We start from the raw sequence: 24,712 nt of genomic DNA, 5'->3' as shown, positions 1-24,712 counted from the left end.
CCGCGTAAATACCTAGTGCGGATGCAAGGTTCCTTTCAGCTTGCTGAATGCGGCGGGCCGGATAAGGCGTGCGTGGGCGCTGCGCTCGCAATGCACTCGCAATGCGCTCGCAACGCGGCGGCACGCCGGCCTCGCCTCGGTCTTGCAGGATCTTCGGGACGGTGGCAGTCACGCTGGCCGCATCCTAGCGATCAGGATGCGGCGTCGTGCGGAATTTCATTCCGCAGATGACTGGAAATTTATTCCTGGCAGGCCTCGCGCCCGCATGGCCATTGGGCTGCGCGTTTGCAGACCTCGGTGAGCCATAGGGAAAACGCCTGGGCCGCGCCGCCCGGCATGCGTGTCGCTTCGGTGCACAGGTAGTACTGCGACTCGCCGGGGATCTCCACGTCCAGCACGCGAACGAGCTTGCCTTCGTCCAGCCACTCGGCGGCCAGCGACCGGCGCGTCAGCGCCACGCCCTGGCCGGCGCGCGCCGCGGCAAGCATCATGCCCAGATCCACCAGCCACACGCCGCGCGACGGCTCGGGCCAATCCAGGCCCGCCGCCGCCAGCCATGGACGCCAGGGCTCCATCGGGCAACGCAGCAGGTCGGCGCGCGCCAGGTCCGCGGGACGCTTGAACGGGCCGCGTGCGGCCTGGTAGCCGGGCGCGCACACCGCAAACACTGGATCATGCGTGAGCGGATGCGCATGCAGACCGGGATACTTGCCGCTGCCAAAGCGGATCCAGACGTCCGCGTTGGGCGGCATGATGTCCAGGTACGGAATGGACAGCATGATTTCAAGTTCGACGTCGGGATGCGCCGCGGTGAAACCGGGCAGGGCGGGGATCAGCACCTGCCGGGCGAATGTGGGCGTGGACACCACCCGCAGCGTTTCCAGCTTGGGTTCGTTGCGCTTGTGCAGCGAGGCGTCCGACAGCAGGTCGAGCGCGGTGCGGACTTGTTCCAGGTATTCGCGTCCGGCCGCGCTCAACGTTGCGCCACGGCTGCTGCGAATGAACAGCGTGACGTCCAGCAGCGTTTCCAGCGAGGCGATGCGCTTGCCGATGGCGCTGGCGGTGACGAAGAGCTCTTCGCTGGCACGCTCGAAGGAGCCCAGGCGTGCGGCCGCTTCGAACGCCTGGATGGCGGCAAGCGGCGGCAGGCGCACGTCTTTGGAAGGGGAAGGTCCGCGCATAAAGCGGTGGCGGGCCGGCCCGGCGCCCGACAAAAAAGTGGTGAGGCGCCGATTATAAAAGTGCGGGCGCGGGGATGCCGTGCCCTTGCTTTGCCGCAACGGTGTCTGCGGAGCTCAAACGCCCTTGACCGCCAGGCTGATCGCCAAACCGGCCATGATCACGGCGATGATGCCGTCCAGGGCTCGCCAGGCCGACGCGCTGGCAAAGAAGGGCGCAAAGAGCCGCGATCCGATGCCCAGCACCGCCAACCACAGCAGGCTGGCCGTGAACGCGCCGGCCGCGAAGGCCATGCGCGCGTCGTCGAAGCCGTGCGCGAGCGAGCCGACCACCACCATGTCCAGCCAGAAGTGCGGATTCAGCAGCGAGAAACCCAACGCGCCGAGCATGGCGGCGCGGCGCGATGGCACCACGTCGCGAGCGGCGGCCAAACCGCCCGTGGCGGTCCAGGCGCGTCGCGCGGATTGCACCGCGTACCAGGTCAGGAAGGCCACGCCGAACCACAGCACGGCGGTCGTCAGCCAGGGGAACCACGCGGTCAGCGCCTGCAGGCCGGACACGCTGGCGAAGATGAAGACGGCGTCGATCAGCGCGCAGATGGCGACGACGCTCAAGAGATGCGCGCGCATGAGGCCCTGGCGCAGGATGAACGCGCTTTGCGCGCCCACGACGGCGAACAGGCCGAGGCCCGTGGCCGTGCCGCTGGCCCAGGCGGTGAGGAAGGCGGGGGATGACAAGGTGGCGAACATCGAAGGGGTACCTGTGACTGCAACGCCTGTGGCGGCGCTTTGATGGGTGGCCGAGCGCTGAGAGCGGTCGGCAATGCGTCATTTTCCCTTGCCATGTATATGAAATACAGCTAATTTTCCTTCACTATATTAAGTATTTCTAATCCAATGAAAATCGATCACGGCAACCTGCGCGCCCTGGCGGCGGTGGTGCGCGAAGGCAGTTTCGAGCGCGCGGCGCTGTCGCTCAGCGTCACGCCGTCGGCGGTGTCGCAACGGATCAAGGCTCTGGAAGACCGCATGGGCCGGTTGCTGGTCCAGCGCACGGTGCCGGCTGCCGCCACGGCAGACGGTCAGGTGCTGGTGCAACTGGCCGAGCAGACCGCCTTGCTGGAGCACGATGCGCTGAACCGGCTGGGCGTGGCCGACGACGACGTGCCCCACGCCAGCATCCCCATCGCCGTCAATCACGACAGCCTGGAAACCTGGTTCGTCGACGCGGCCCTGCAGTTCGCGGCGCGCACCCGCGCCACGCTGGACATGCTGTCCGAAGACCAGGACCATACGGCCGCCCTGCTGCGCAACGGCTCGGTGCTGGGCGCCGTGACCACGCTGGCCGATCCGGTGCAGGGCTGCCGCATCCACGCGCTGGGCAGCATGCGCTACGTGGCCACCTGCACGCCCGACTTTCAAAAGCGCTACTTCGCTTCGGGCGTCAACGCGCAGACGCTGGCCCAGGCGCCCGTCCTCGTCTTCAACCGCAAGGACGCGCTGCAGGCGCGCTTTGCGCACAAGATCGCCGACCCCGCGCCGTGGGAGCCGCCGGTCTGGTGGGTGCCGTCCACGCGCGCCTTCGTGCAGGCCACGCTGGGTGGACTGGGCTGGACCATGAACCCGCTGCCGCTCGTGCAGGAGCATCTTGATGCCGGTCAACTCGTCCTGCTGCGCGGCCGGGCCTGGGAGGACGTGCCGCTCTACTGGCAGCATTGGCGGGTAAACTCCGAGGCCATGGAAGCCTTGACCGACTCGGTGCTGTCAGCCGCCCGCAGCCTGGTCAGGCGCCGCTAACGTCTCAGGAGGACACCCATGAACATCCGCAAGTTTGCCGTTGTTGCCGCGATCGGCCTGTGCACCGCCGGTTCGGCGTGGGCCAAGGACTACAAGGTCGGTCAGGTCGAAGTCGACGATCTCTGGGTCCGCGCTTCCGCGCCCGGACAGGCCAACGGCGCGGGGTACATGGATATCGACAACGACGCCAAGGCGCCGGACCGCCTGCTGTCCGTGTCGTCGGACGCCGCCGAACGCGTCGAGCTGCATACCGTGCAGACCGAAAACGGCGTCTCCAAGATGCGTCAGGTCGAAGGCGGCATCGCGCTGCCCGCCGACACCGAGGTCAAGCTCAGCCCGGGGGGCTACCACGTCATGTTCATCAAACTGAAGGCCCCGTTCAAGGATGGCGCCACCGTGCCCGCCACGCTCACGTTCGAAAAGGCAGGCGAAGTGGCGGTGCAGTTCAAGGTCATGCCGGCTTCGCACAATCCCGGCATGAGCCACGACCACGGCGCGATGAAGCACTGATCTTCGCGCCGCCCGGCCAGTCTGCGCCCCTGCGGTGGCGCAGGCGCCGGCCAGCCCGCGGCTTTTCATCGCCGCAATGCAAAAAAGCCGACTCTTCCGAGTCGGCTTTTTGCATGCTTGGTCCGCGCGGCGCGCGGATCAGCAGGCGGCGATCAGTACAGCCCTTGCTGACGCATGGCGTCGGCGACCTTGACGAAGCCGGCGATGTTGGCGCCGTCCAGGTAGTTCACGTACTCGCGCTCCGAATGGCCGTGGCGCACGCAGTTTTCGTGGATGTCGCGCATGATGGCATGCAGGCGGGTGTCCACTTCCTCGCGGGTCCACGACAGACGGGCCGAGTTCTGGGCCATTTCCAGGCCCGACACGGCAACGCCGCCGGCGTTGCTGGCCTTGCCCGGCGCGTACAGCACGCGCGCGGCGATGAAGGCTTTGGCGGCGTCCAGCGTGGCGGGCATGTTGGCGCCTTCGGCAACCGCCAGCACGCCATTCTTGATCAGCGTCTGGGCGTCCGACAGTTCCAGCTCATTCTGCGTGGCGCAGGGCAGGGCGACGTCCACGGGCACGTGCCACGGGCGCTTGCCGGCCTCGTACTGCAGGCCGAACTGCCGGGCGTAGGTGTCCAGGCGGCCGCGCAGGTCATTCTTGATGTGCATCAGCGCCACGAGCTTCTCGTGATTGAAGCCGGCTTCGTCGACGACGGTGCCGTTCGAATCCGACACGGTGATGACGCGGGCGCCCAGCGCCATGGCCTTCTCGATGGCGTACTGCGCCACGTTGCCCGAGCCCGATACGGACACGCGCATGCCGTCGAAGGACTTGCCGACGCGCTTGAGCATTTCCTCGGCGAAGTAGACGGTGCCGTAGCCGGTGGCCTCGGGGCGGATCAGGCTGCCGCCGAAGGTCAGGCCCTTGCCGGTGAAGACGCTGGCCGTCGAGTTGGACAGCTTTTTCATCATGCCGGCCATGAAGCCGACTTCACGCGCGCCCACGCCGATGTCGCCGGCCGGCACGTCGGTGTCCGGGCCCAGGTGGCGATACAGCTCGATCATCAGCGCCTGGCAGAAGCGCATGACTTCGGCGTCGGACTTGCCCTTGGGATCGAAGTCCGAGCCGCCCTTGCCGCCGCCCATGGGCAGCGTGGTCAGCGAGTTCTTCAGGGTCTGTTCGAAGGCGAGGAACTTCAGGATCGACAGGTTCACCGACGGGTGAAAGCGCATGCCGCCCTTGAACGGGCCGATCGCGGAGCTGTGCTGGATGCGGAAGCCGCGGTTGACCTGGGCGCGGCCCTGATCGTCGGTCCAGCAGATGCGGAACTGGATGACGCGTTCCGGTTCGACCAGGCGTTCCAGCAGGGCGTGTTCAGCGTAGTGGGGATGCTTCTCGACGAAGGGCCACAAGCTGAGCATCACCTCCTGGACGGCTTGCATGAATTCGGGTTGCTGCGGGTCGCGCGCGGCGACGCCACGCAGGAAGTCGTCCAGACTCTGCACTTTCACCATGATCTCCTCGGGGGTGCTTCGAATAGGTGCGGAAATTGCGCCAGATTGGGGCGCGATCAGTTTGTTTTGGTGCATGACTGCACCTGTATGGTGCGGGGATTGTAGGGGCAAAATGTTGCCCTGCGCAAAGCGAAAAAACGCGCCATCACGTTGATATCAAACGGAATTTTCCGATGGATAATTAGGGTCGTATCAAAACGGGGGGACTGGCGGATGCCGGGCGGAAAGATGCCTTTTGAACGGTAGGGCTTGAATTTTCAGGGGAAATTAATATGTCCCCGTTATATTTCGATGGGCGCGCATAGGGGAAATGGCGCGCCGCCGTAGGCAACGGGCGCGTCCGGCGGTCGCAAGCGGGGGCGACTGTCGGTCAAGCGCCGTTGTTACGTCCCTATTTTTGCCTTGAGAAAAATCACGGGCGCAGCGTGAAGTCGTAGTCGATCGTCAACGGCGCGTGATCCGAGAAGCGTTCGTCCTTGTAGATGGCAACGCTACGCGCCTTGGCCGCAATGCCCGGCGTGGCGATCTGGTAGTCGATGCGCCACCCGACGTTCTTGGCCCAGGCCTGGCCGCGGTTGCTCCACCAGGTGTACTGGTCGGGACGGTCGTCGATCGTGCGGAACACGTCCACAAACCCGCGCTTGTCGAACACGTCCGTGAGCCACGCGCGCTCTTCGGGCAGAAAGCCCGAGTTCTTCATGTTGCCCTTCCAGTTCTTCAGGTCGATTTCCTTGTGCGCGATGTTCCAGTCGCCGCAGATGACGAATTCACGGCCGGTCGTCTTGTGTTCGTGCATCAGGGCATCGATCCACGGGCCAAACCGGTCCAGGAAGCGGTACTTCGCCTGCTGGCGCTCGTCGCCGCTGGAGCCGGAGGGCAGGTAGGCGCTGATGACCGACAGGTCCTTCCAGTCGGCGCGGATGATGCGGCCTTCGGGGTCGAACTCTTCGCAGTCCAGGCCGTTATTCACGCGCTCGGCGGCGTCGCGCAGATAGATGCCCACGCCGCTGTAGCCCTTTTTCACGGCATGGTGGAAGTGGCCGGTGTAGCCGGGCGGATGGCGCAGCTCGTCGGTCAGGTCATCGTGGGCGATCTTGATTTCCTGAAGGCACAGCACGTCGGCGGCGTGCTTTTCCATCCATGGTTGCAGGCCCTTTTTGAAGGCGGACCGGATGCCATTGAGGTTGATCGACGTGATGCGCAGCAAAGCGAAACTCCTGAAATGCGGCCGCAGGGGAGGCGGACAATGCCAGGAATTTAACCGACTCCGCCGCGGTCACCTGGAACGGCCACGACAGCGGATAAAATGCGGGGTCTGCCACCTACCGGATTCCCTTGCATGCCCGCCGCCCAGTCCTCCGTCACCGCCCTGGATTTCGTCCGTTTCGCCTTGAACGAGGGCGTTCTGCGCTTTGGCAGCTTCAAGGTCAAGTCGGGCCGCATCAGCCCCTATTTCTTCAATGCTGGCCTGTTCAACAATGGCCGCTCCGTTGGCAAGCTGGCGCAGTTTTATGCGCAGGCGCTGCTGGATTCCGGCGTCGAGTTCGACATGCTGTTCGGCCCCGCGTACAAGGGCATTCCGCTGTCCACCGCCACCGCCGTGGCGCTGGCCGGCCACCCGGACATGCAGGACCGCGGCGATGTGCCGTTTGCCTACAACCGCAAGGAAGCCAAGGACCACGGCGAAGGCGGCACCCTGGTCGGCGCGCCGCTCAAGGGCAAGGTCGTCATCATCGACGACGTCATCACGGCCGGCACGTCGGTGCGCGAGTCCGTGGAAATCATCCGCGCCGCCGGCGCCGAACCGGCCGCCGTGCTGATCGCGATGGACCGCATGGAGCGCGCCGGCCCGGACGACGCCCTGTCGCCGCACTCGGCCGTGCAGGACGTGGCCAAGACCTACGGCATCCCCGTGGTGGCGATTGCCTCGCTGACCGACATCCTGGCCCTGCTGCAGGACGACGCCGCGTTTGCCGAGAACCGGGATGCCGTGCTGGCGTATCGGACGAAGTACGGGGTGAAGTAAGGGGTGAACTAACGGTCTCGTTGCTGAAGACAATACGCAGGGCGGCCATGGGCCGCCCTTTGTCATTGCCAGAGATGTTATTGCCAGAACGTCATTGCCAAAAATAGCCCGCAACGGGTTCGGCGACGCCGTGCGGTTGCCCGAACACGGTGACGCCGCTGGCCCGCGCCGCGTCCGCCAGCTTGCGGTCAAAGGTGGCCAGGCACGCGCGCTGCCGCAGGGAGAGTTCGAGATAACTGGCGTCATAGGCAGTCAACCCATGGGCGCGGGCAAGTTGGCAGGTGCGCACGATGCTGGAAGCCGCATCGTCGTTGTCGGCAACGATGGGCAAGTTGTCGAGAAGCTGATTGAATGCAGCGACCTGGGTCCGCGAAATGCGCTGGCTGCGCTCAGCGCGCAGAACGCCATTGGCAACTTCCACGCGCCAGATGTGAGGCACGGTGTTTTGCGAGCTGTGCGCGACGTCGAGCAGATGCTGAGCAAGCAGCGATTCGTGGACATCCACGCGGTAAAGCAGCCAGGCAAGGGCGACCGACGCGTCCGGCACCAGACGGATGGTGTTCATTCCCGGCCTTCCTCGATCCAGGCGCGGATGATGTCGTGGGAGACCGGGGCCGCGGTGTGCAGGCGTTTCATGGCTTCAAGGGCATCGTGCGCGTTCAGCGAGGTGTCGGGCAGGACGGGCGTCAGCCTTGCGCGGCGCACGCCGTCGACAGCGATGATGAAGTGCTGCCCCTGGCTGAGGGCCTTCAGGTAATCGGTGAATCGATGCAGCAAGTCGTTGCTGCTGACCTCGGTGTAGTTCATGCCAAGCTCCGGCGAAATCGACCAGATCATTCTTGGCCAAACAAAAAGCCGCGGCAATATGCCGCGGCCCCCGATTCAGTCTGATATTGCGCCGGTCCCCGCGAGGAGAACCGGGCGCCCATCAACTATCCAGCTTCTGCTTCAGCAGATCATTCACCTGCTGCGGGTTGGCCTTGCCGCGGGCGGCCTTCATGATCTGGCCGACCAGGGAGTTGAACGCCTTCTGCTTGCCGGCGCGGTACTCCTCGACGATGGCCGGGTTGGCGGCCAGCACCTCGTCAATCATCGCGCCGATGGCGCCCGTGTCGCTGATCTGCTTCAGTCCGCGCGATTCGATGATGGCATCCGCATCGCCGCCGTTTTCGCCGGCCCACATGGCGCCGAAGACCTCGCGGGCGATCTTGTTGGAGATCGTGCCGTCGATGATGCGGCCGATGAGGGCCGCCAGCGCCGGCGCCGCGACGGGCGATTCGGCGATAGTCTTTTCTTCTTTGTTGAGCACGGCGGCCACTTCGCCCATGACCCAGTTGGACGCGAGCTTGGCCTGGCCTGCCGGCAGCGCGTGCGCCACGGCTTCGAAGTAGGCGGCCAGGTCGCGGCTGACGGTCAGTTGGGCGGCGTCGTAGGCGGGCAGGCCGTATTCCGATTCGAAGCGGGCGCGCTGGGCGGCTGGCAGTTCGGGCATGGCGGCGCGAACCTCGTCCACCCACGCGCTGGAGATCACCAGCGTGGGCAGGTCGGGATCGGGGAAGTAGCGGTAGTCGTGCGCGTCTTCCTTGCTGCGCATGCTGCGCGTTTCGTCGCGATCGGCGTCGTACAGTCGCGTTTCCTGGACGACGGTGCCGCCGTCCTCGATCAGTTCGATCTGGCGGCGCGCCTCATAGATGATGGCGCGTTCCAGGAAGCGGAACGAGTTGACGTTCTTGATTTCGGTGCGGGTGCCGAATTCCTTCTGGCCCACCGGGCGGACCGACACGTTGGCGTCGCAGCGGAACGAGCCTTCCTGCATGTTGCCGTCGCAGATGCCCAGCCACACGACCAGGCTGTGCAGCGCACGCGCGTAGGACACGGCCTCGGCGGCGGAGCGCATTTCGGGCTCGGTCACGATTTCCAGCAGCGGAGTGCCGGCGCGGTTCAGGTCGATGCCGCTGGCCGGGCTGCCATTGCCCAGGTTGAAGTCGTCGTGCAAGGACTTGCCGGCGTCTTCTTCAAGGTGGGCGCGGGTCAGGTTGACGGTCTTTTCTTCTTCGCCGACGAAGAACGACAGCGAACCGCCCACCACCACCGGCAGCTCGTACTGGCTGATCTGGTAGCCCTTGGGCAGGTCAGGGTAGAAGTAGTTCTTGCGCGCGAAAACCGAGCGCGGCGCGATCTTGGCGCCGACGGCCAGGCCGAAGCGGATGGCGCGTTCGGCCGCGCCGCGGTTCATGACCGGCAGGCTGCCCGGCAGGGCCAGGTCGACTTCGTTGGCCTGCGTGTTGGGCGCGGCGCCGAATTGCGTGCTGCTGCCCGAAAAAATCTTGGAGTCCGTGGAAAGCTGCGTGTGCGTTTCCAGGCCGATGACGATTTCCCAGTTCATGTTCTCAGCCTTGCTGGACAGGGGCACGCTGATGCCAGTCCGTCACGTGTTGGTAGCGGTCGGCGATGGCCAGCAGGCGGCCTTCGTCGAAGTAGTTGCCGATGATCTGCAGGCCGATGGGGCGCGAGCCGCTCTCGCCGCCAAAGCCGCAGGGGATGGACATGGCCGGCAGGCCCGCAAGGCTGACACCCAGCGTGTAGACGTCGGCCAGCCAGTCGGCGGTCGGATCGTCGCGGTTGTCGCCGATGTTCTTGGCGACCGTGGGCGTGACCGGTCCCATGATGACGTCGCACTGATCGGCGTAGGCGCGCTGGAAGTCCTGCGCGATCAGGCGGCGCAGGCGCTGGGCCTGCAGGTAGTAGGCGTCGTAGTAGCCGTGGGACAGCACGTAGGTGCCGATCAGGATGCGGCGCTTGACCTCGTCGCCGAAGCCTTCGGCGCGCGAGCGGCTGATCATCTCGTTCAGGTCGCCGTACTGCTTGGCGCGGTGGCCGTAGCGCACGCCGTCGTAGCGGGCCAGGTTGCTGGACGCTTCGGCGGGGGCGATTACGTAATAGGCCGGAATGGCCAGCTCGGTGCGCGGCAGCGACACCGGCACGCGCACGGCGCCCAGCGCCTCGAACTGCGCAAGCGCAGCCTGCACGGCGGCGGCCACATCGGGCGCCAGGCCGGCGCCAAAATATTCTTCGGGCACGCCGATGCGCAGGCCCTTCAGGGGCTGGCTGCCGGCGGCGTCAAAGCGGGCCTGTGCGGCGTCGAAGTCGCGGCGCACGCGGCCGGGTTCGTTGACCGCACCGTCGCATTTTTCAAGGCTGGTGGCGTCGCGCGGATCAAAGCCGCTGATGACGTCCAGCAGTTCAAGCAGGTCGCGGCTGCTGGGAGCCAGCGGGCCGGCCTGGTCCAGGCTGGAGCCGAAGGCCACCATGCCGTAGCGCGACACGGTGCCGTAGGTGGGCTTGATGCCGCTGACGCCGCACAGCGCCGCAGGCTGGCGGACCGAGCCGCCGGTGTCGGTGCCGGTGGCGGCGGCCACCAGGCGGGCGGCCACGGCGGCGGCCGAACCGCCCGACGAGCCGCCGGGCACGGCAGCGTGATCCCAGGGGTTCTTCACGGCGCCGTAAGCCGAGTTCTCGTTGCCCGAACCCATGGCGAATTCGTCGCAGTTCAGCTTGCCCAGCGAGACCGCGCCGGCCGCGCCCAGGCGTTCCACAACGGTCGCGTCGAACGGGCTGACATAGCCGTCGAGCATCTTGCTGCCCGCGGTGGTGCGCCAGCCGCGCGTCACGAACGCGTCCTTGTGGGCGATCGGGATGCCGGCCAGCGGACCCGCCGTGCCGGCCGCCAGGGCGGCATCGGCCGAGCGGGCCTCGGCCAGCGTCAATTCGGCGTCAATATGTAAAAAGGTATTCAGGCCGCTGGCGGCTTCGGCGGCCGACAAGGCGCTTTGCGCCAGCTCGACAGCGCTGACTTCGCGTTGCGCGAGGGCCGCGCGCAGAGCGGCGATCCCCTCGAATTGGGTGTGCAGTGCAGGTTTCGTCATGACTTATTCCAGGACCTTGGGAACCAGGAACAGGCCGTCCTGGGCGTCGGGAGCGTTGGCCAGCAGTTCCTGGCGGCGGGCTTCCGAACCGGCTTCGGTCACGGCGTCTTCACGCAGGCGCAGTACGATGTCCTCGTGGGCGGACAAGGGGTGGGCCAGGGGTTCGACGCCTTGGGTATCGACGGACTGAAGCCGTTCGATCAGGTGGAGGATGCCGTTGAGTTCGGCCTGCGCGACGGTGCGCTGGTCGGGGGTCAGTTCGATTCTGGCCAGCCGGGCAATGCGGGCCACATCTTTGTCGTTGAGCGCCATGAGGGATTGCAAAAATCGATAAGCGAAGGCCGAGGGGCGGGAGAGGGCAGTATGCATACGCCAAACCCGTTACAAAGCTTGAATAGCCTGCATTTATGCGCTATTTCCGGGGAAATTATAAGTTATGATTCACGGTTTAATCGCCGTGATGACAGGCGGACCCGTTGTTTTACGGGCCAAACGCCCCGCGGCCTGACCCCAATTCCCCCCAGAATTTAGCTGAGCTCCCATGTTCGGATTCCTGCGCAGTTATTTTTCCAGCGATATGGCGATTGACCTCGGTACCGCCAATACGCTGATTTACGTCCGCGGCAAGGGCATCGTTCTCGATGAGCCCTCCGTGGTCGCAATCCGTCATGAAGGCGGCCCCCACGGCAAGAAGATCATTCAAGCCGTCGGGCACGAAGCCAAGCAGATGCTCGGCCGCGTTCCCGGCAACATTGAAGCCATTCGGCCCATGAAGGACGGCGTGATTGCCGACTTCACGGTCACCGAGCAGATGCTCAAGCAGTTCATCCGCATGGTGCACCCCCGCAACATGCTGGCGCCCAGCCCGCGGATCATCGTCTGCGTGCCTTGCGGCTCCACCCAGGTTGAACGCCGCGCCATCCGCGAATCGGCGCTCGGCGCCGGCGCTTCCCACGTCTTCCTGATCGAAGAACCCATGGCCGCTGCCATCGGCGCCGGCCTGGCCGTGTCCGACGCCAGCGGCTCGATGGTCGTCGACATCGGCGGCGGCACCACCGAAGTGGCTGTCATCTCGCTGGGCGGCATGGTCTACAAGGGATCCGTGCGCGTCGGCGGCGACAAGTTCGACGAGGCCATCGTCAACTACATCCGCCGCAACTACGGCATGCTGATCGGCGAACCCACGGCCGAACTGATCAAGAAGGAAATCGGCTCGGCATTCCCGGGTTCCGAAGTCCGCGAAATCGAAGTCAAGGGCCGCAATCTGGCCGAAGGCGTGCCGCGCAGCTTCACGGTCTCGTCCAACGAGATCCTGGAATCGCTGACCGATCCGCTCAATCAGATCGTTTCCGCCGTCAAGATCGCGCTTGAACAGACGCCGCCCGAACTGGGCGCCGACATCACCGACAAGGGCATCGCCCTGACCGGTGGCGGCGCGCTCCTGCGCGACCTGGACCGTCTGCTGCAAGAAGAAACCGGCCTGCCGGTGGTGGTGGCCGACGATCCCCTGACCTGCGTCGTGCGCGGTTGCGGCGAAGCGCTGGAACACCTTGAGAAACTGGGCGCCATCTTCATCAACGACTAATATTGCCCGCCAGCCCGGAGCCCCGCTTTATTCTGGCTCCGGCCGCTGCGGGAGCCTCGGACGCGGGCGCCCGGGCTGAGATTCATGCAACGACAAGGGACTCCCCCCCTATTCAGGCGCGGCCCACCGGCAGAGGTGCGGCTCGTCGTTCTGGTCGTCCTTGCCCTGGCCCTGATCGTCATGGATTCCCAATGGCGCATGCTGGAGCCGGCGCGCCGCGCGATTGCCGTGGGGCTTTATCCCTTCCAGCGTGCCGTCATGGCGCCTCGCGATCTCGTCCAGCAAGTCAACGAATGGGTTAACGCGGCCAACCTCATCCGCAGCGAAAACGAAGCGCTGCAGCGCCAGCGCATCGAGCTCGCACAGGTCGCGTCCCACGCGGCGCAGCTTGCCGCCGAAAACTCCCAGCTTCGCCGCCTGCTTGGCGTGACGGACACCGTGGCGCAGTCCGCCGTGGTGGTCGAAGTCATGTACGAACCCACCAACGCGTTCACGCAGCGCCTGGTCTTCAACAAGGGCAGCAAGGCAGGTCTCGCGCCCGGCATGCCGGTCATTGACGAAGGCGGGGTGGTCGGCCAGATTGTCCGGGTGACGCCCATGACCGCCGAGGCGGCACTCGTCACCGACGAGCAGGTCTCCATCCCCGTGCAACTCTTGCGAAATGGACTTCGTCTGATTGCGTTTGGCGGCAATTCGCCCGGCAAGATGGAAGTGCGCTACCTGGCGGCCAATGCCGACATCAAGGAAGGGGATACTATTGTCACTAGCGGCGTCGGTGGCCTCTTTCCCGCCGGCCTGCCCGTGGCCAAAGTGACCTCGGTGGAACGCGATACCGCATCCGGTTTCGCGCGCGCCGTGTGTGAACCGCTGGCCCATCCCGAACGCTATCGCCACTTCCTGGTTCTGCAGGTGGATGTGGATCGCGCCGAGTCCAACCGTCAGGAGGTCGATTCCGGTGGATCGGACTAACCAACAAGCTGCGGGACAGTCCCCGCGCCGCCTTGGCACGCCCAGCAATGTGCACCCCGACCGGCTGTCGGGGCCCGCGCACGCCTTCTTCGTGTGGGGCACGGTCTTGCTCGCCTGGCTGGTGTCGCTGCTGCCGTGGCGGCTGTGGCAGGGCGCGCCCGACGTACTGCTGCTCATCATCGCCTTCTGGTGCGTGCACGAGCCGCGCCGCGTGGGCCTGTTCACCGCGTTCTTCTTTGGCCTGCTCATGGACGTGCACGACGCGGGCCTCTTGGGCGAGCACGCGCTGTCGTACACGCTCGTCGCCTACGGCGCGGTGGTCCTGCACCGCCGGCTGCAGCGCTTCGATCTCTGGAGCCAGGCGATGCACATGCTGCCTGTGTTCTTCATTGCGCGTTTTGTCACCCAGATCATCCACGCGTGGCTGGCCGGAAAATGGCCGGGCTGGGACTGGGGCATCAGCGTGCTGCTGACGGCTGCGCTGTGGCCGCTGGCGGGTTGGGTGCTGCACCTGCCGCAACGCGGTGTCGACGACGCCGAATCCTCCTCCGCCTGACGGCGGCGTTGCGTCATGTTTGAATTCAAGAAAACCGGCCAGCAGCAGAAGCAGCGCTTTCGCCTGCGCGCCTGGGTGGGCGGCGCCTTCGCGCTGGTCTGCTTCGGCGTGCTGGTGGGCCGCTTCTGGTACCTGCAGGTCGACCGCTATGAGGGCCTGTCCGAACGCGCCGACCGCAATCGCATTGCGGTCGTGCCGATTCCGCCGCGCCGCGGCGAGATCGTGGACCGCAACGGCGAGGTCCTGGCCCGCAACTACCGCACCTACACGCTCGAAGTCGTGCCGGCCCACGCGGGCAACATGAACGAACTCTTCGAGCGCCTGACCGAAGTCGTCTACATCAGCCCGTCCGACCAGCGCCGCTTCAAGCGCCGCGCGGCCGAATCCAGCCGCTACGCCAGCCTGCAGTTGCGCAACAACCTGAACGAAACCGAGGCCGCGTGGTTTGCCGCGCACGCGTTCCAGTTTCCGGGTGTCGAGCTGCGCGCCCGCTGGGTGCGCGAGTACCCGCAGGGCGTGTCGGCCGCGCACGTGGTCGGCTACATCGGCCGCATCGCCGACAACGACATCGAAGAGCTGGACCGCGCCGGGCAGCTCGGCAACTACCGCGGCACCGAGGTCATCGGCAAGAAGGGCATCGAAAAGACCTGGGAAGAGCAGCTGCACGGCCGCACGGGTCTCGAAGAAGTCGAGGTCACCGCGGGCGGCCGGCCCATGCGCACGCTGCGCCGCATCGACCCCGTGCCGGGCTCGGACATCATGCTGTCCATCGACATGGGCCTGCAGAAGGTGGCCGAAGAGGCCTTCGAGGGACAGCGCGGCGCGCTCGTCGCCATCGACCCGGACACGGGCGAAGTCCTGGCATTCGTCTCGCAGCCGTCGTTCGATCCCAACCTGTTCGTGGACGGCATTGATGTCGACAACTGGCGCATGCTGAACGAATCGCCGGACCACCCGCTGATCAACCGTCCCCTGTACGGCACGTATCCCATCGGCTCCACGTACAAGCCCTTCGTGGGACTGGCCGCGCTGGAACTGGGCAAACGCCGCGCCACCGACCGCATCTCGGACCCGGGCTATTACGAATTCGGCGGACAGAAGTTCCGCAACGCGGGCGGCGCGGCCTATGGCATGACGGACATGCACAAGGCCATCGTCGTGTCGTCCGACACCTATTTCTATTCGCTCGGCCCGGAAATCGGCGTGAACGCGCTGCACGATTTCACCAAGCAGTTCGGGTTCGGCCAGATCACCGGCATCGACCTGGAAGGCGAGAAGCGCGGCGTGCTGCCGTCCACCGACTGGAAGCGCGCAGCCTACAAAGACAAGGAACGCCAGCGCTGGTACGCAGGCGAGACCATTTCCGTGGCCGTGGGCCAGGGCTACAACGCCTTCACGCTGCTGCAACTGGCGCAGGGCACCTCCACACTGGCCAACAATGGCCTGTACCGCCGCCCGCACCTGGTGCACGCGGTCCGCGATCCGCGCTCGGGCGTGGCCAAGCCGACCGAGGCGCCGCCTGATTACCGCATTCCGCTCAAGCAGGCCAACGTGGACGTCATCAAGAACGCCATGGCCGACGTGGTGCGTGCCGGCACGGCGCGGCGCGCGTTCGCCAACACGCCGTACCAGGCCGCCGGCAAGACCGGCACCGCGCAGGTGTTCAGCCTGCGCGGCGGCCATTACCGCGCCAGCGCGATCGACGAACGTCTGCGCGACCACGCGCTCTTCATGGGCTTCGCGCCGCTGGAACAACCGCGCATCGCCGTGGCGCTGATCGTCGAGAACGCCGGCTGGGGCGCCAGCGTGGCGGCCCCGGTCGCGCGCAAGGTCTTCGATTACTGGCTGGCCAAGGATCGCCAGGACAAGATCGTCCGGCCCGAGCGCGCGGACACCATGGCGACCGTCGACGACATCGCCTCTGACCTGGTGCGCCAACAATGAAGCGTCTTGGCCTGATCCTGCTGCGCGTGTTCACGGCCTTCGACTGGCCGCTGCTCGCGATCCTGATGATGTTCGCGGCGCTTGGCCTGACGGTGATGCACTCGGCCGTCGGCGGCACCGACTGGCGTTTCGCGGAACAGTCGCGCAACTTCATCATTGCGTTCTTCGCGATGTGGACGATGGCGCTGATTCCGCCCAAGCTGCTGATGAAGCTGGCCTTACCGTTCTACGTGGTGGGCGTGGTGCTGCTGCTGGGCGTCGAGTTCTTCGGCGAAACCAGCAAGGGCGCGACCCGCTGGCTGAACCTGGGCGTGACGCGCATCCAGCCGTCCGAGATGATGAAGATCGCGGTGCCGATGATGCTGGCCTGGTATTTCCAGCGCCACGAAGGCGCGGTCCGCGTGCGCGACTTCCTGGCCGCCGCCGCCATGCTGGCCGCACCGTTCGGCCTGATCGTGCTGCAACCCGACCTGGGCACGGCGCTGCTCGTGTTCGGCGCGGGCTTTTTCGTGATCTATTTCGCGGGACTGTCGTTCAAACTGCTGGTGCCGGTGATGCTGGCCGGCGTCATCGCCATTGGCACGCTGGTCTATTACGAAGACCAGCTCTGCGAGCCAGACGTGGACTGGGTGGTGCTGCACGAATACCAGAAGCACCGGGTCTGCACGCTGCTCAACCCCAGCTCGGATCCGCTGGGCAAGGGCTTTCACACGATTCAATCGATGATCGCGGTGGGCTCGGGCGGTGTGTACGGCAAGGGCTACATGAAGGGGACGCAGACGCACCTGGACTTCATCCCGGAGCGTACGACCGACTTCATCTTTGCCGTGTACGCCGAGGAATTCGGTCTGTACGGCGGTATTGCAATCCTGGTCCTGTACGGCCTGATGATGGCGCGCGGTTTGACGATCGCCTCCCGGGCTGCATCGCAATTCGGTCGGCTGCTGGCGGGGGCGCTGACGATGATGCTGTTCATCTACGTATTCGTGAACGTAGGCATGGTGACGGGGATCTTGCCCGTGGTGGGGGTGCCGTTGCCGTTCATGAGCTATGGGGGGACGGCGTTGTTCACGATGGGGATTGCGTTTGGGATCATGATGAGTATTAGTCGGCATCGGTCTGTGAAGACTTGATGTTGAATTGCTGATCTTGTTGCCGATGGGTTCTTCTTAGGTCGGTAGCCTTGGCGCCACGGAGTTCTTCGTAGGTCGCCCGCCGCCGCAGTCACCGTGGGTGCGATCGCCCACGATTGCGGTCCGGAGCCTTCGCTCCGGACTGCCCCATCCTCATCCTCGTCCTCGCCTGCGGCGACTCCTACGGATTCCGTCGGGCGCATCGACGGCGCTCGCACCCACGGTGACCGCGACGCCGTGCTGCTAGGGTCTTTGGTCTGTGGCGCTGCAAGACCTGTGGTCAGGGCAGGAGATCTGCGGGGCCGCCGGGTTGCTGCCGCCCGGGCGGCGGCAACCCAGCATCGGTTCCGGGGGACGTCGCGACGGAGTGCGCTTCGCGCTTGCGCGAGTTGGTGTGCTAATGGCATCACGAACAAGGGGGAGGGGCGGTGATGGGCGGCGCGCGTCGACGACCAGCCACAACCTGCCGACCCGTACGCGCGCCGCCCATCGGGCACTGGAATTCAAGTGACGGTTAATGGCAAGCTGGGAGCAATCTTGGGCTCGGACACCGGGATGAGCGACGGTTTTCGTTGTTCTGCCGGTGTCTGACGCCCTTGGGCGATGCGCTTGGCATGACGCGAATCTCACCAGGGGGCCAGACACCTCACTTGGTCTTACGAATCCCGCGGTGTCGGACGGTATTTCAATCCGATGCTGCCACACGCGAAGCGTCATCGCCACGACGCAAGACGCCGCGTAAGCCCCCAAAGGCCGCCCGCGCGGCCGGCCGGGGGCGGGCACCGCAAGCTTTTTCTCTTTTCCCCACCGTGGGCAAGAACCTCAAGAACCCAACTCGCCCCGCCACCAGCAAAGCTGAAGCGACTGGAGCACGTCGTAGCGGGGGCTTGGGTGCGCGGGGCGTGTAGATGCGCCCGACGGAATCCGAAGGCAGCCGCCGGAGGCGGCAACGAGATTCTATGGTCTTGGTCAAGCAATTGCTGGTCGCAATTTCTCTGAATCAAAGGGTTGACCTGTTCGCCATACTCCGTACGCGATCCGCAGGAGTTTGCGGGCGATTATGACCAAGGCCGCAGTCGAGGCCAGCCCTCGAGCCCTGAGCATGGCGTAGTAATCCTTGAATTGTTCCGTGCGCGCCGCTGAGCTAGCCGCGTTGTAGAGCAATGTCCTCGCCGCTTTATCGCCCTGCTTGCTTAGCCGGCGCCGACCAACTTTTCTTCCGGATTCGTTCGGCCTCGGATCCAGGCCACAGAAGGCTACCGCCGCATCGCTGCTGGCAAATTCGATCCGGCTGAACAAGCTCGTCAGGGCAACGCCGGTTATCGGTCCTATGCCGCAGATGCCGGTCAGCAGACCGTATGTCTTGGCCCAGTCACTCTGGGCCTTAATCTTGGCGATCATTTCCCGTTCGAGTTGCTCTGACCAAGCCGTCAAACTTGCGAGTGCCTTCTTCTGATGGCTGCTTACGCAACCATGTCGCTGTGCCGACAAACGCAAGGATGTGCCTACACGGACCACCGTCGATCTCAGCGCCTGAAGTGCTCTGACTTGCTGCAATTCTGGAGATATTGGTTCGTAACGATGCAGTTTTTTTTGATGCTGCGCGATGTATTGCGCGATGACGGCGGCATCCAATCGATCTGTCTTGCCGCGATTCCCCAACGAGATTGCGTAATGATGGACGTGGGTCGGATTAAGGACATAAACCTCAAATCCGCGCTCATGCGCCGTACGAGCCAGGAGCTCTTGATAGCCTCCTGTCGCTTCCATGGCGATCACACTAGTGGCCGGCAGACGCTTTAACCAGCCCACGATGCTGGAGCGATTGTTGGGCAAGACGCCCGTCACGATCTCTCCGTCAGACGCGGCTACTTGAAGCTCAAACTTGCCGACATCGACCCCAATAAAAACGATTGAAGTTTGCATGACAGCTCTCCCTGCGATACGTTAAGTCCGCTGGGGTAGCCACGCCTCGGGCGTTACCTTGCGATCAATCGGCGGTCTCGGCCGCTAGATTCCTTATCGACGCGTGAGGCGGGGTGGGATGCTCTCGTAGTGGCAGTCCGGGTGCAACCGGCTGATGGTTGACGACGTCCCTCACCCCAGCGTCTTTCTTCTTCGAAAGACGCATTCACACCATACAAGGTTGAGGACGGGGCAGTCCGGAGCGAAGGCTCCGGACCGCAATCGTAGCCCCGCGCACCCAAGCCCCCGCTGCGGCGGGCGTTTAAAGAACCTGACTCAATGCCAGCCTAACCACCGCCATTCAAAGCACCCTAAGGCAACGCTTCAGGCACCCCCAACTCCGCAGCCAACTTCGTCAGTCCATCCCATATCCGGCTATCAAACTCCACCGAATCCGCATTCACCGCCCGATTCCGCGCCTCGTACTCACCCGGATACTGCACGGATTCCACCCCCGGCTGCGGCTTGCAAGCATGCAGGTAGTCGATGAATGCGCCGACTTCCATCGAGCGCCAGTCGGTATTGAAGTCCACCTGCGGATCCAGCAGCAGCGCGAACATGTTGTTCGTCGCCACGCCGATGCGCGGATGTTCGGGCTGGATGGTGCCGCCGCCCGACAGGACGCCAGCGAGCAGTTCCGCCACCAGACCCAACGCATAGCCCTTGTGGCCGCCGAATGGCAACAATGCGCCGGGAGGATCGGTAAAGAGCGCGCCCGGGTCAGTCGTCGGGTTGCCGTCGGCGTCGATCAGCGACCCCGGCGGCGCCTGCTCACCCTTCGCCGCCAGCACCCGCGCCTTGTTCACCGCGATCGAGCTGGTGGCCATGTCCACGATGAACGGCGGACGGCCGCCAGGCAGGGGGCCGGCAAAGCACAGCGGGTTCGTGGTCAGGCACGCCTGCGCGCCGCCGAACGGGGCGACGGTGGGCGAGCGGTTGATCACGTTGGTGAAGGCCAGCAGGATCAGTCCCTTGGCCGCCACCATCTCGCCGAAATGGCCCATGCGGCCAAGGTGATGGCTGTGGCGCAGGGTCAGGATGCACTGGCCGTGTTCCTGCGTGCGCTCGATCGCCTTTTCAATGACGACCTTGCCCACGTACTGGCCCAGTCCGTGGTGGCCGTCGTAGGCCAGCATTGCGCCACGGTCGTTGAGGAGTTCGGGACGGCCGTCGGGTTGGGCCAGGCCTTCCGACAACACGCGGCGGTAGTTTGTCAGGATCGACAGGCCGTGGCTCGTGTAGCCCACGCGGTCGGATTCCACCAGATGTTCGGCCACATCGCGCGCGATGTCTTCCGGCACGCCTTGTGCCATCAGCACCCGGCGGCCGTATTCGTTGGCTTGGGCAATCGTGATTTTCATGACGACTCCTTACAGCCAGCCCAGCCAGCGCCAGTAGGTCATGCCCATCAGCAGCATCAGCAGGTAGCCCACGATGGTCACGATGATGCCGACCTTGGCGAACTGCTTGGCGTTGAAGGTTTCGGTGCCCAGGCACACCATGTTCTGCGGTGCGTTGATGGGCAGGATGAATCCGTAGCTGACCACGAAGCCCAGCAGCATCGTCATGCCCAGGCGGCTGAAGTCGCCCGGCAGCGTTGCCAGCACCGAGATCAGGATGGGCAGCATGGCCGAGGTCAGCGCGGTGGCGCTGGCAAAACCCAGGTGGATCACGATCAGGAAGGCCGCCAGGATGGCGAAGATGGCGAGCGGGCCAAGGTGGTCCAGGCCGGTGTGATGCACCACCTGGTTGCCCAGCCACTGGCCGGCCTGCGTCGTGAGCAGCGCCGTGCCCAAGCTGATACCCACGCCGAACACGATCACCGTGCCCCATGGGATGCGCGATTGCACGTCTTTCCACGTCATCACGCCAAAGCGCGGCAGCATCAGCAGCACCAGGCCGAAGTAGGTGGTCGAAGTGGTGTCGAACTTGTGCAGCTTGCCTTCGGTCGACCAGAACAGCAGCAGCATGACCGACACGGCCATCAGGCGCTTTTGCGCGCCGGTCATGGGACCCAGGTCGAGCAGCGATTTCTCGACGGCTTCCTTGCCGCCGGCGATGCTGTTGCTTTCAGGCGGCAGCAGCTTGAGCACGACGACGATCAGCACGGCCGACATGATGAGCGACCAGGGGGCGCCGGCAATCAGCCAGTCCGACCACGCCACGCGTTCGCCCAGCATCTTTTCCATGAAGCCGACGGTCAGCAGGTTCTGCGCGGCGGCGGTCTGGATGCCGACGTTCCAGATGCTGGTGGCCTGGGCCACGATGATCATGATGCCGGCGGCGATGTTCGAGCGCTTGTCCACGCCGAAGGCCGCGATCACGCCCATCATGATCGGAACCACGGCGGCGCTGCGCGCGGTGGCGCTGGGCACGACCAGGCTCAGCACGATCGTCACGGCGATACATCCGATGAGGATGCGGCGCGTGCTGGTGCCCACCTTGGACAGCGTCACCAGCGCGATGCGCCGGTCCAGTCCGGTGAATGTCATGGCGGCGGCAATGAACAAGGCGCCGGTGACGAGCGCCAGCGCCGAGTTCGCAAAGCCGGTCAGCGCCATGCTGATGGCGGCGGACGTGCCGTACAGAACGTTGGGATCTTTGATGGTGGGCGCGGTGCCCAGGAGGAAAGCCATCAGCGTCGTGATCATGATGGCGCTGGCTTCGTACGAGACGGCTTCGGTGATCCAGACGACCACGGCAAACGCCAGGATTGCCAGCATGCGATGGCCTGCGACGGGCAGGTCTGCCGGCAAGGGCATCATTAAAACGCCGATCATCACGAGGATGCCGGCGATGAGCCCGATGGGAATTTTGGTTTTTTGGGGGGCTTGCGAGGCGGGGACAGCGGTTTCCGCAGCCATATCCTTCTCCAGTTGAGGTCAAACTGACGAAACACCGCCCGCGAGCACGGGGTAAATCAGTCCGGTGTTTCGACGCTACAGGATGATCGTGACGGCATTGTGGAAAACCCGTATTGATGAACGTCAAGAAGGTGGCAAACAGCGCTTGTGGAAAACTCGTCCTGGGCATTATGCTCGTCGCCCCCGTGGCGGGGCAAGCGTGCGAGTGTTGCATCGACGCGAACCAATCGGGACACGATGGAGTTCGATTTGCCCTGCAAGAAGCCGGAATTGTTCCGTGAAACGGCGCTAATGCTGGCGCGTCAGCCCAGGGCCAGGCGTAGCTGTTCGTCCAGATGCAGCGTGGGCGTGACCCGCCATCCGCTCTGCGCGTAGCGCAGCCAGCGGCCCAGCACCAGATGCGTCAGCAGGCTGGCGTGCGCGGCAACATTGGCTTCCTGCGGCAGGCCGCCGTCGGTGATGGCGATGCGCAGCGATTGCTTCAACGACGCCTCGATGCGGTCGTTGATGTGATTGATGCGTTCCTGCAGGCGGTTGTCTTCCGTGACCAGCGCATCGCCGGTCAGCACGCGCGTCATGCCCTTGTTGCGTTCCGAGAAGGTCAGCAGCATGGAGACTGTCTTGTGGGCCTGCGGCAATCCGTAGGGCTCGGCGGTGGCGATCTGGTTCACCAGCGTGAAGATGCTGGTTTCGATGAACTCGATCAGCCCTTCGAACATCTGCGCCTTGCTCGCGAAGTGCCGGTAGAGGGCGGCTTCGGAGACCTCGAGGCGCGCGGCGAGGGCGGCCGTGGTGATGCGGGACGCGTGCGGCTGCTCCAGCATTTCGGCCAGAGTCTGCAGAATCTGGGTCTTGCGCTCGCCGGGTTTGCTCGCCATGGAAGGGACTGCTTCGCGCAGGATGACGGGTGGAGGGGATACTGCGTGCCGTCAGCCCCGCAAGGGACGCCGGCGTAACAATAAATCACTGACGCAGTTTACCCGCAAGTCGACGTAGGCCGGGCGGTGCGAGCGTCCGCGGCCGAAGGGTGTGCCGGGGTGATACACGTGGACCGTCTTCAGGCCAGCCAGGCGGGCGCCCCGCAAGTTGGCCAGCGTGTCTTCGACCAGCACGGCGCGGTGGGCGGGCACGCCTTCGCGCGCCAGCACGTAGCGCAGCAGCGCCGCGGAGGGCTTGGGCCGGAATTCGCCGTGCAACCGCATGTGCTCGATGGCCCACAGGCTGTCGAACTGACGCAGGATGCCCAGGTGCGACAGGACGGAGCGCGCATAGTGCAGCGGCGCGTTGGTCAGCAGCACCTTGCGCCCGGGCAGGCGGCGCAGCTTGTAGGCCAGCGCCTTTTCCGAGCGCAACAGCGGCGCGACGTCGAAGTCGTGGCTGCGATGCAGGAACTCGTGGGCGTCGACGCCGTGGTGGCGCACCATGCCGATCATGGTGGCGCCGTAGCGCTTCCAGTATTGCGACCGCACGAGGTTGGCGGCGTCCACGTCCACGTTCAGCGCCTCGGCCACCGCCATGGTCATGCCGTGGTCGATCTTGGAGAAGATGGCGTGCGAGGTGTCGTGGAGCGTGTTGTCCAGATCGAACAGCCACAGGCGCTCGGGCGCGCCTGTGGCAATCCCGCGGGAGCGGCGCATCCGCACCGCTGGCCGCAGCAACTGGCGTCGCACTTGCATCATGAGGCTCGCGCGGCGCGCCGTGCTGCGGGGGTGTGCTTCATCAGTGCGAGCTGATCATCGTGCCGACGCCCTGGTCGGTCAGGATTTCCAGCAGCAGGCAGTGCGGCACGCGGCCGTCGACGATGTGCACCGAGTTCACGCCGTTCTTGGCGGCATCCAGCGCGGACGAGATCTTGGGCAGCATGCCGCCGGAGATCGTGCCGTCGGCGAAGAGCTCGTCGATGGTCTGGGCCGACAGGCTGCGCAGCAGCTTGCCGCCCTTGTCCAGCACACCCGGGGTGTTGGTCAGCATGAGCAGCTTTTCGGCGCCCAGCACTTCGGCCATCTTGCCGGCGACCACGTCCGCGTTGATGTTGTACGCGGTGCCGTCATCGCCATAGCCGATGGGCGAGATGACGGGAATGAACTGGTCGTCCTGCAGGGCCTTCACGACGGCGGGCTCCACCATCGTGATGTCGCCGACGAAGCCGATGTCGATGGGCTCGGACGGGTTGTCCTTGTTGGCCATCAGCTTCTTCTGGGCCTGAATCAGGCCGCCGTCCTTGCCGGTCAGGCCCACGGCCTTGCCGCCGACCTCGTTGATCATCATGACGATGTCCTGCTGGACCTGGCCGCCCAGCACCCATTCCACGACTTCCATGGTCTCGGCGTCGGTGACGCGCATGCCCTGGATGAAGGTGCCTTGCTTGCCAATGCGGCGCAGGGCGTCATCGATCTGCGGACCACCACCGTGGACCACCACCGGGTTCAGACCCACCAGCTTGAGCAGCACGACATCGTGCGCGAAGCTGCGCTGCAATCGCTCTTCCGTCATGGCGTTGCCGCCGTACTTGACCACGATGGTCTTGCCGTGAAATCGTCGGATATACGGCAGAGCCTCGGACAGCACGGCGGCTTTGACGGCGGGAGACGAAACGGCAGCAGGGTCGGGGGTGTCGGTCATGGCAGCTAAGTCGGCAGATAAATAACAGAAAAGTTGATCGGCGTTAAAAAAATGCCTGCACAAGAACGCGGTTGGAACGCGGCTAGCGCAAGCATACGACGGATTGTAGTCCCCACAGGTTTCTTATGCTGCAAACCT

The 24,712-nt window shown here is 64.9% G+C and carries 23 protein-coding genes; 8 read left to right on the top strand and 15 right to left on the bottom strand.

Annotation, left to right across the window (positions count from 1 at the left end; translation table 11 throughout):
• Positions 1–239: 239 nt before the first annotated feature.
• Entirely contained in the window at positions 240–1,181 is a 942-nt protein-coding gene (locus CLM73_RS27440) for a LysR substrate-binding domain-containing protein (protein WP_199778213.1), read from the bottom strand.
• A 114-nt stretch (positions 1,182–1,295) separates the two neighbouring features.
• Positions 1,296–1,928, bottom strand: a complete 633-nt coding sequence (locus CLM73_RS27435) for a LysE/ArgO family amino acid transporter (RefSeq protein WP_105241113.1) — start codon at positions 1,926–1,928, stop codon at positions 1,296–1,298.
• Positions 1,929–2,075: 147 nt separating this feature from the next.
• Between CLM73_RS27435 and CLM73_RS27430 the strand changes: the two genes are divergently transcribed.
• Together CLM73_RS27430 and CLM73_RS27425 are read left to right on the top strand one after the other, a co-directional pair.
• Positions 2,076–2,975: a LysR family transcriptional regulator ArgP gene (locus CLM73_RS27430; protein WP_105241112.1), complete on the top strand. Its 900-nt coding sequence runs from the start codon at positions 2,076–2,078 to the stop codon at positions 2,973–2,975.
• Between the two features lie 18 nt (positions 2,976–2,993).
• Positions 2,994–3,485 (top strand): copper chaperone PCu(A)C, encoded by a 492-nt coding sequence (locus tag CLM73_RS27425; RefSeq protein ID WP_105241111.1) that lies wholly within the window; start codon positions 2,994–2,996, stop codon positions 3,483–3,485.
• Between the two features lie 152 nt (positions 3,486–3,637).
• On the opposite strand, the gene gdhA is transcribed toward CLM73_RS27425, so the two are convergent.
• Together gdhA and CLM73_RS27415 are read right to left on the bottom strand one after the other, a co-directional pair.
• The gene (gene gdhA, locus CLM73_RS27420) at positions 3,638–4,984 is read right to left on the bottom strand and encodes an NADP-specific glutamate dehydrogenase (RefSeq protein WP_105241110.1); all 1,347 of its coding nucleotides are present in this window, start codon (positions 4,982–4,984) and stop codon (positions 3,638–3,640) included.
• A gap of 412 nt (positions 4,985–5,396) precedes the next feature.
• Positions 5,397–6,191 (bottom strand): exodeoxyribonuclease III, encoded by a 795-nt coding sequence (locus CLM73_RS27415; protein ID WP_105241109.1) that lies wholly within the window; start codon positions 6,189–6,191, stop codon positions 5,397–5,399.
• 132 nt (positions 6,192–6,323) lie between these two features.
• Between CLM73_RS27415 and pyrE the strand changes: the two genes are divergently transcribed.
• Positions 6,324–7,010, top strand: coding sequence for an orotate phosphoribosyltransferase (gene pyrE / locus CLM73_RS27410; protein WP_105241108.1), 687 nt, complete (start codon positions 6,324–6,326; stop codon positions 7,008–7,010).
• A gap of 91 nt (positions 7,011–7,101) precedes the next feature.
• Here the strand turns inward: pyrE and CLM73_RS27405 are convergent, their stop codons facing one another.
• From CLM73_RS27405 to gatC, 5 genes are all read right to left on the bottom strand, one after another.
• Positions 7,102–7,575 carry a type II toxin-antitoxin system VapC family toxin gene (locus CLM73_RS27405; protein WP_105241107.1) on the bottom strand — a complete coding sequence of 158 codons (474 nt, stop codon included), beginning with the start codon at positions 7,573–7,575 and terminating at the stop codon, positions 7,102–7,104.
• Complete coding sequence (locus tag CLM73_RS27400; protein ID WP_105241750.1) at positions 7,572–7,817, bottom strand: hypothetical protein; 246 nt, start codon at positions 7,815–7,817, stop codon at positions 7,572–7,574. The genes CLM73_RS27405 and CLM73_RS27400 overlap by 4 nt, the downstream gene beginning before the upstream one ends.
• 121 nt (positions 7,818–7,938) lie before the next feature.
• Positions 7,939–9,396: an Asp-tRNA(Asn)/Glu-tRNA(Gln) amidotransferase subunit GatB gene (gene gatB / locus CLM73_RS27395; RefSeq protein ID WP_105241749.1), complete on the bottom strand. Its 1,458-nt coding sequence runs from the start codon at positions 9,394–9,396 to the stop codon at positions 7,939–7,941.
• 4 nt (positions 9,397–9,400) lie between these two features.
• On the bottom strand, positions 9,401–10,936 hold the full coding sequence (gene gatA / locus CLM73_RS27390) for an Asp-tRNA(Asn)/Glu-tRNA(Gln) amidotransferase subunit GatA (RefSeq protein ID WP_105241106.1): 1,536 nt from the start codon (positions 10,934–10,936) through the stop codon (positions 9,401–9,403).
• 3 nt (positions 10,937–10,939) lie between these two features.
• Complete coding sequence (gatC, locus tag CLM73_RS27385; protein ID WP_105241105.1) at positions 10,940–11,248, bottom strand: Asp-tRNA(Asn)/Glu-tRNA(Gln) amidotransferase subunit GatC; 309 nt, start codon at positions 11,246–11,248, stop codon at positions 10,940–10,942.
• Positions 11,249–11,477: 229 nt separating this feature from the next.
• Between gatC and CLM73_RS27380 the strand changes: the two genes are divergently transcribed.
• From CLM73_RS27380 to rodA, 5 genes are all read left to right on the top strand, one after another.
• Positions 11,478–12,521 (top strand): rod shape-determining protein, encoded by a 1,044-nt coding sequence (locus tag CLM73_RS27380; protein ID WP_006216320.1) that lies wholly within the window; start codon positions 11,478–11,480, stop codon positions 12,519–12,521.
• Between the two features lie 84 nt (positions 12,522–12,605).
• The gene (mreC, locus tag CLM73_RS27375) at positions 12,606–13,490 is read left to right on the top strand and encodes a rod shape-determining protein MreC (RefSeq protein ID WP_056560320.1); all 885 of its coding nucleotides are present in this window, start codon (positions 12,606–12,608) and stop codon (positions 13,488–13,490) included.
• 49 nt (positions 13,491–13,539) lie between these two features.
• Positions 13,540–14,046 carry a rod shape-determining protein MreD gene (mreD, locus tag CLM73_RS27370; RefSeq protein ID WP_105241104.1) on the top strand — a complete coding sequence of 169 codons (507 nt, stop codon included), beginning with the start codon at positions 13,540–13,542 and terminating at the stop codon, positions 14,044–14,046.
• Positions 14,047–14,061: 15 nt separating this feature from the next.
• Positions 14,062–15,990 carry a penicillin-binding protein 2 gene (gene mrdA / locus CLM73_RS27365; protein WP_105241103.1) on the top strand — a complete coding sequence of 643 codons (1,929 nt, stop codon included), beginning with the start codon at positions 14,062–14,064 and terminating at the stop codon, positions 15,988–15,990.
• Positions 15,987–17,123, top strand: coding sequence for a rod shape-determining protein RodA (gene rodA, locus CLM73_RS27360; protein ID WP_056560313.1), 1,137 nt, complete (start codon positions 15,987–15,989; stop codon positions 17,121–17,123). The genes mrdA and rodA overlap by 4 nt, the downstream gene beginning before the upstream one ends.
• A 969-nt stretch (positions 17,124–18,092) precedes the next feature.
• Here rodA and CLM73_RS27355 read toward each other — a convergent pair.
• The 6 genes from CLM73_RS27355 to argB all read right to left on the bottom strand — a co-directional run bounded on the left by CLM73_RS27355 (position 18,093) and on the right by argB (position 24,574).
• Positions 18,093–19,049, bottom strand: a complete 957-nt coding sequence (locus CLM73_RS27355; protein ID WP_105241102.1) for an IS110 family transposase — start codon at positions 19,047–19,049, stop codon at positions 18,093–18,095.
• Between the two features lie 350 nt (positions 19,050–19,399).
• Positions 19,400–20,449, bottom strand: a complete 1,050-nt coding sequence (locus CLM73_RS27350) for an Ldh family oxidoreductase (protein WP_105241101.1) — start codon at positions 20,447–20,449, stop codon at positions 19,400–19,402.
• A 9-nt stretch (positions 20,450–20,458) separates the two neighbouring features.
• Positions 20,459–21,952 (bottom strand): DASS family sodium-coupled anion symporter, encoded by a 1,494-nt coding sequence (locus tag CLM73_RS27345; protein ID WP_056560307.1) that lies wholly within the window; start codon positions 21,950–21,952, stop codon positions 20,459–20,461.
• A gap of 302 nt (positions 21,953–22,254) precedes the next feature.
• Positions 22,255–22,830, bottom strand: coding sequence for a nucleoid occlusion factor SlmA (gene slmA, locus CLM73_RS27340; protein ID WP_056560305.1), 576 nt, complete (start codon positions 22,828–22,830; stop codon positions 22,255–22,257).
• A gap of 51 nt (positions 22,831–22,881) precedes the next feature.
• Positions 22,882–23,628 carry a pyrimidine 5'-nucleotidase gene (locus CLM73_RS27335; RefSeq protein WP_056566402.1) on the bottom strand — a complete coding sequence of 249 codons (747 nt, stop codon included), beginning with the start codon at positions 23,626–23,628 and terminating at the stop codon, positions 22,882–22,884.
• A 43-nt stretch (positions 23,629–23,671) separates the two neighbouring features.
• A complete protein-coding gene (gene argB / locus CLM73_RS27330) occupies positions 23,672–24,574 on the bottom strand; it encodes an acetylglutamate kinase (RefSeq protein WP_105241100.1) in 903 nt (300 codons plus the stop codon).
• Positions 24,575–24,712 lie beyond the last annotated feature (138 nt).

Source organism: Achromobacter spanius (genome assembly GCF_002966795.1).
Lineage (GTDB): Bacteria > Pseudomonadota > Gammaproteobacteria > Burkholderiales > Burkholderiaceae_B > Achromobacter > Achromobacter spanius_D.
Note: the sequence above shows the minus strand (reverse complement) of the source record. Positions and strands in the feature narration are given on the sequence as shown.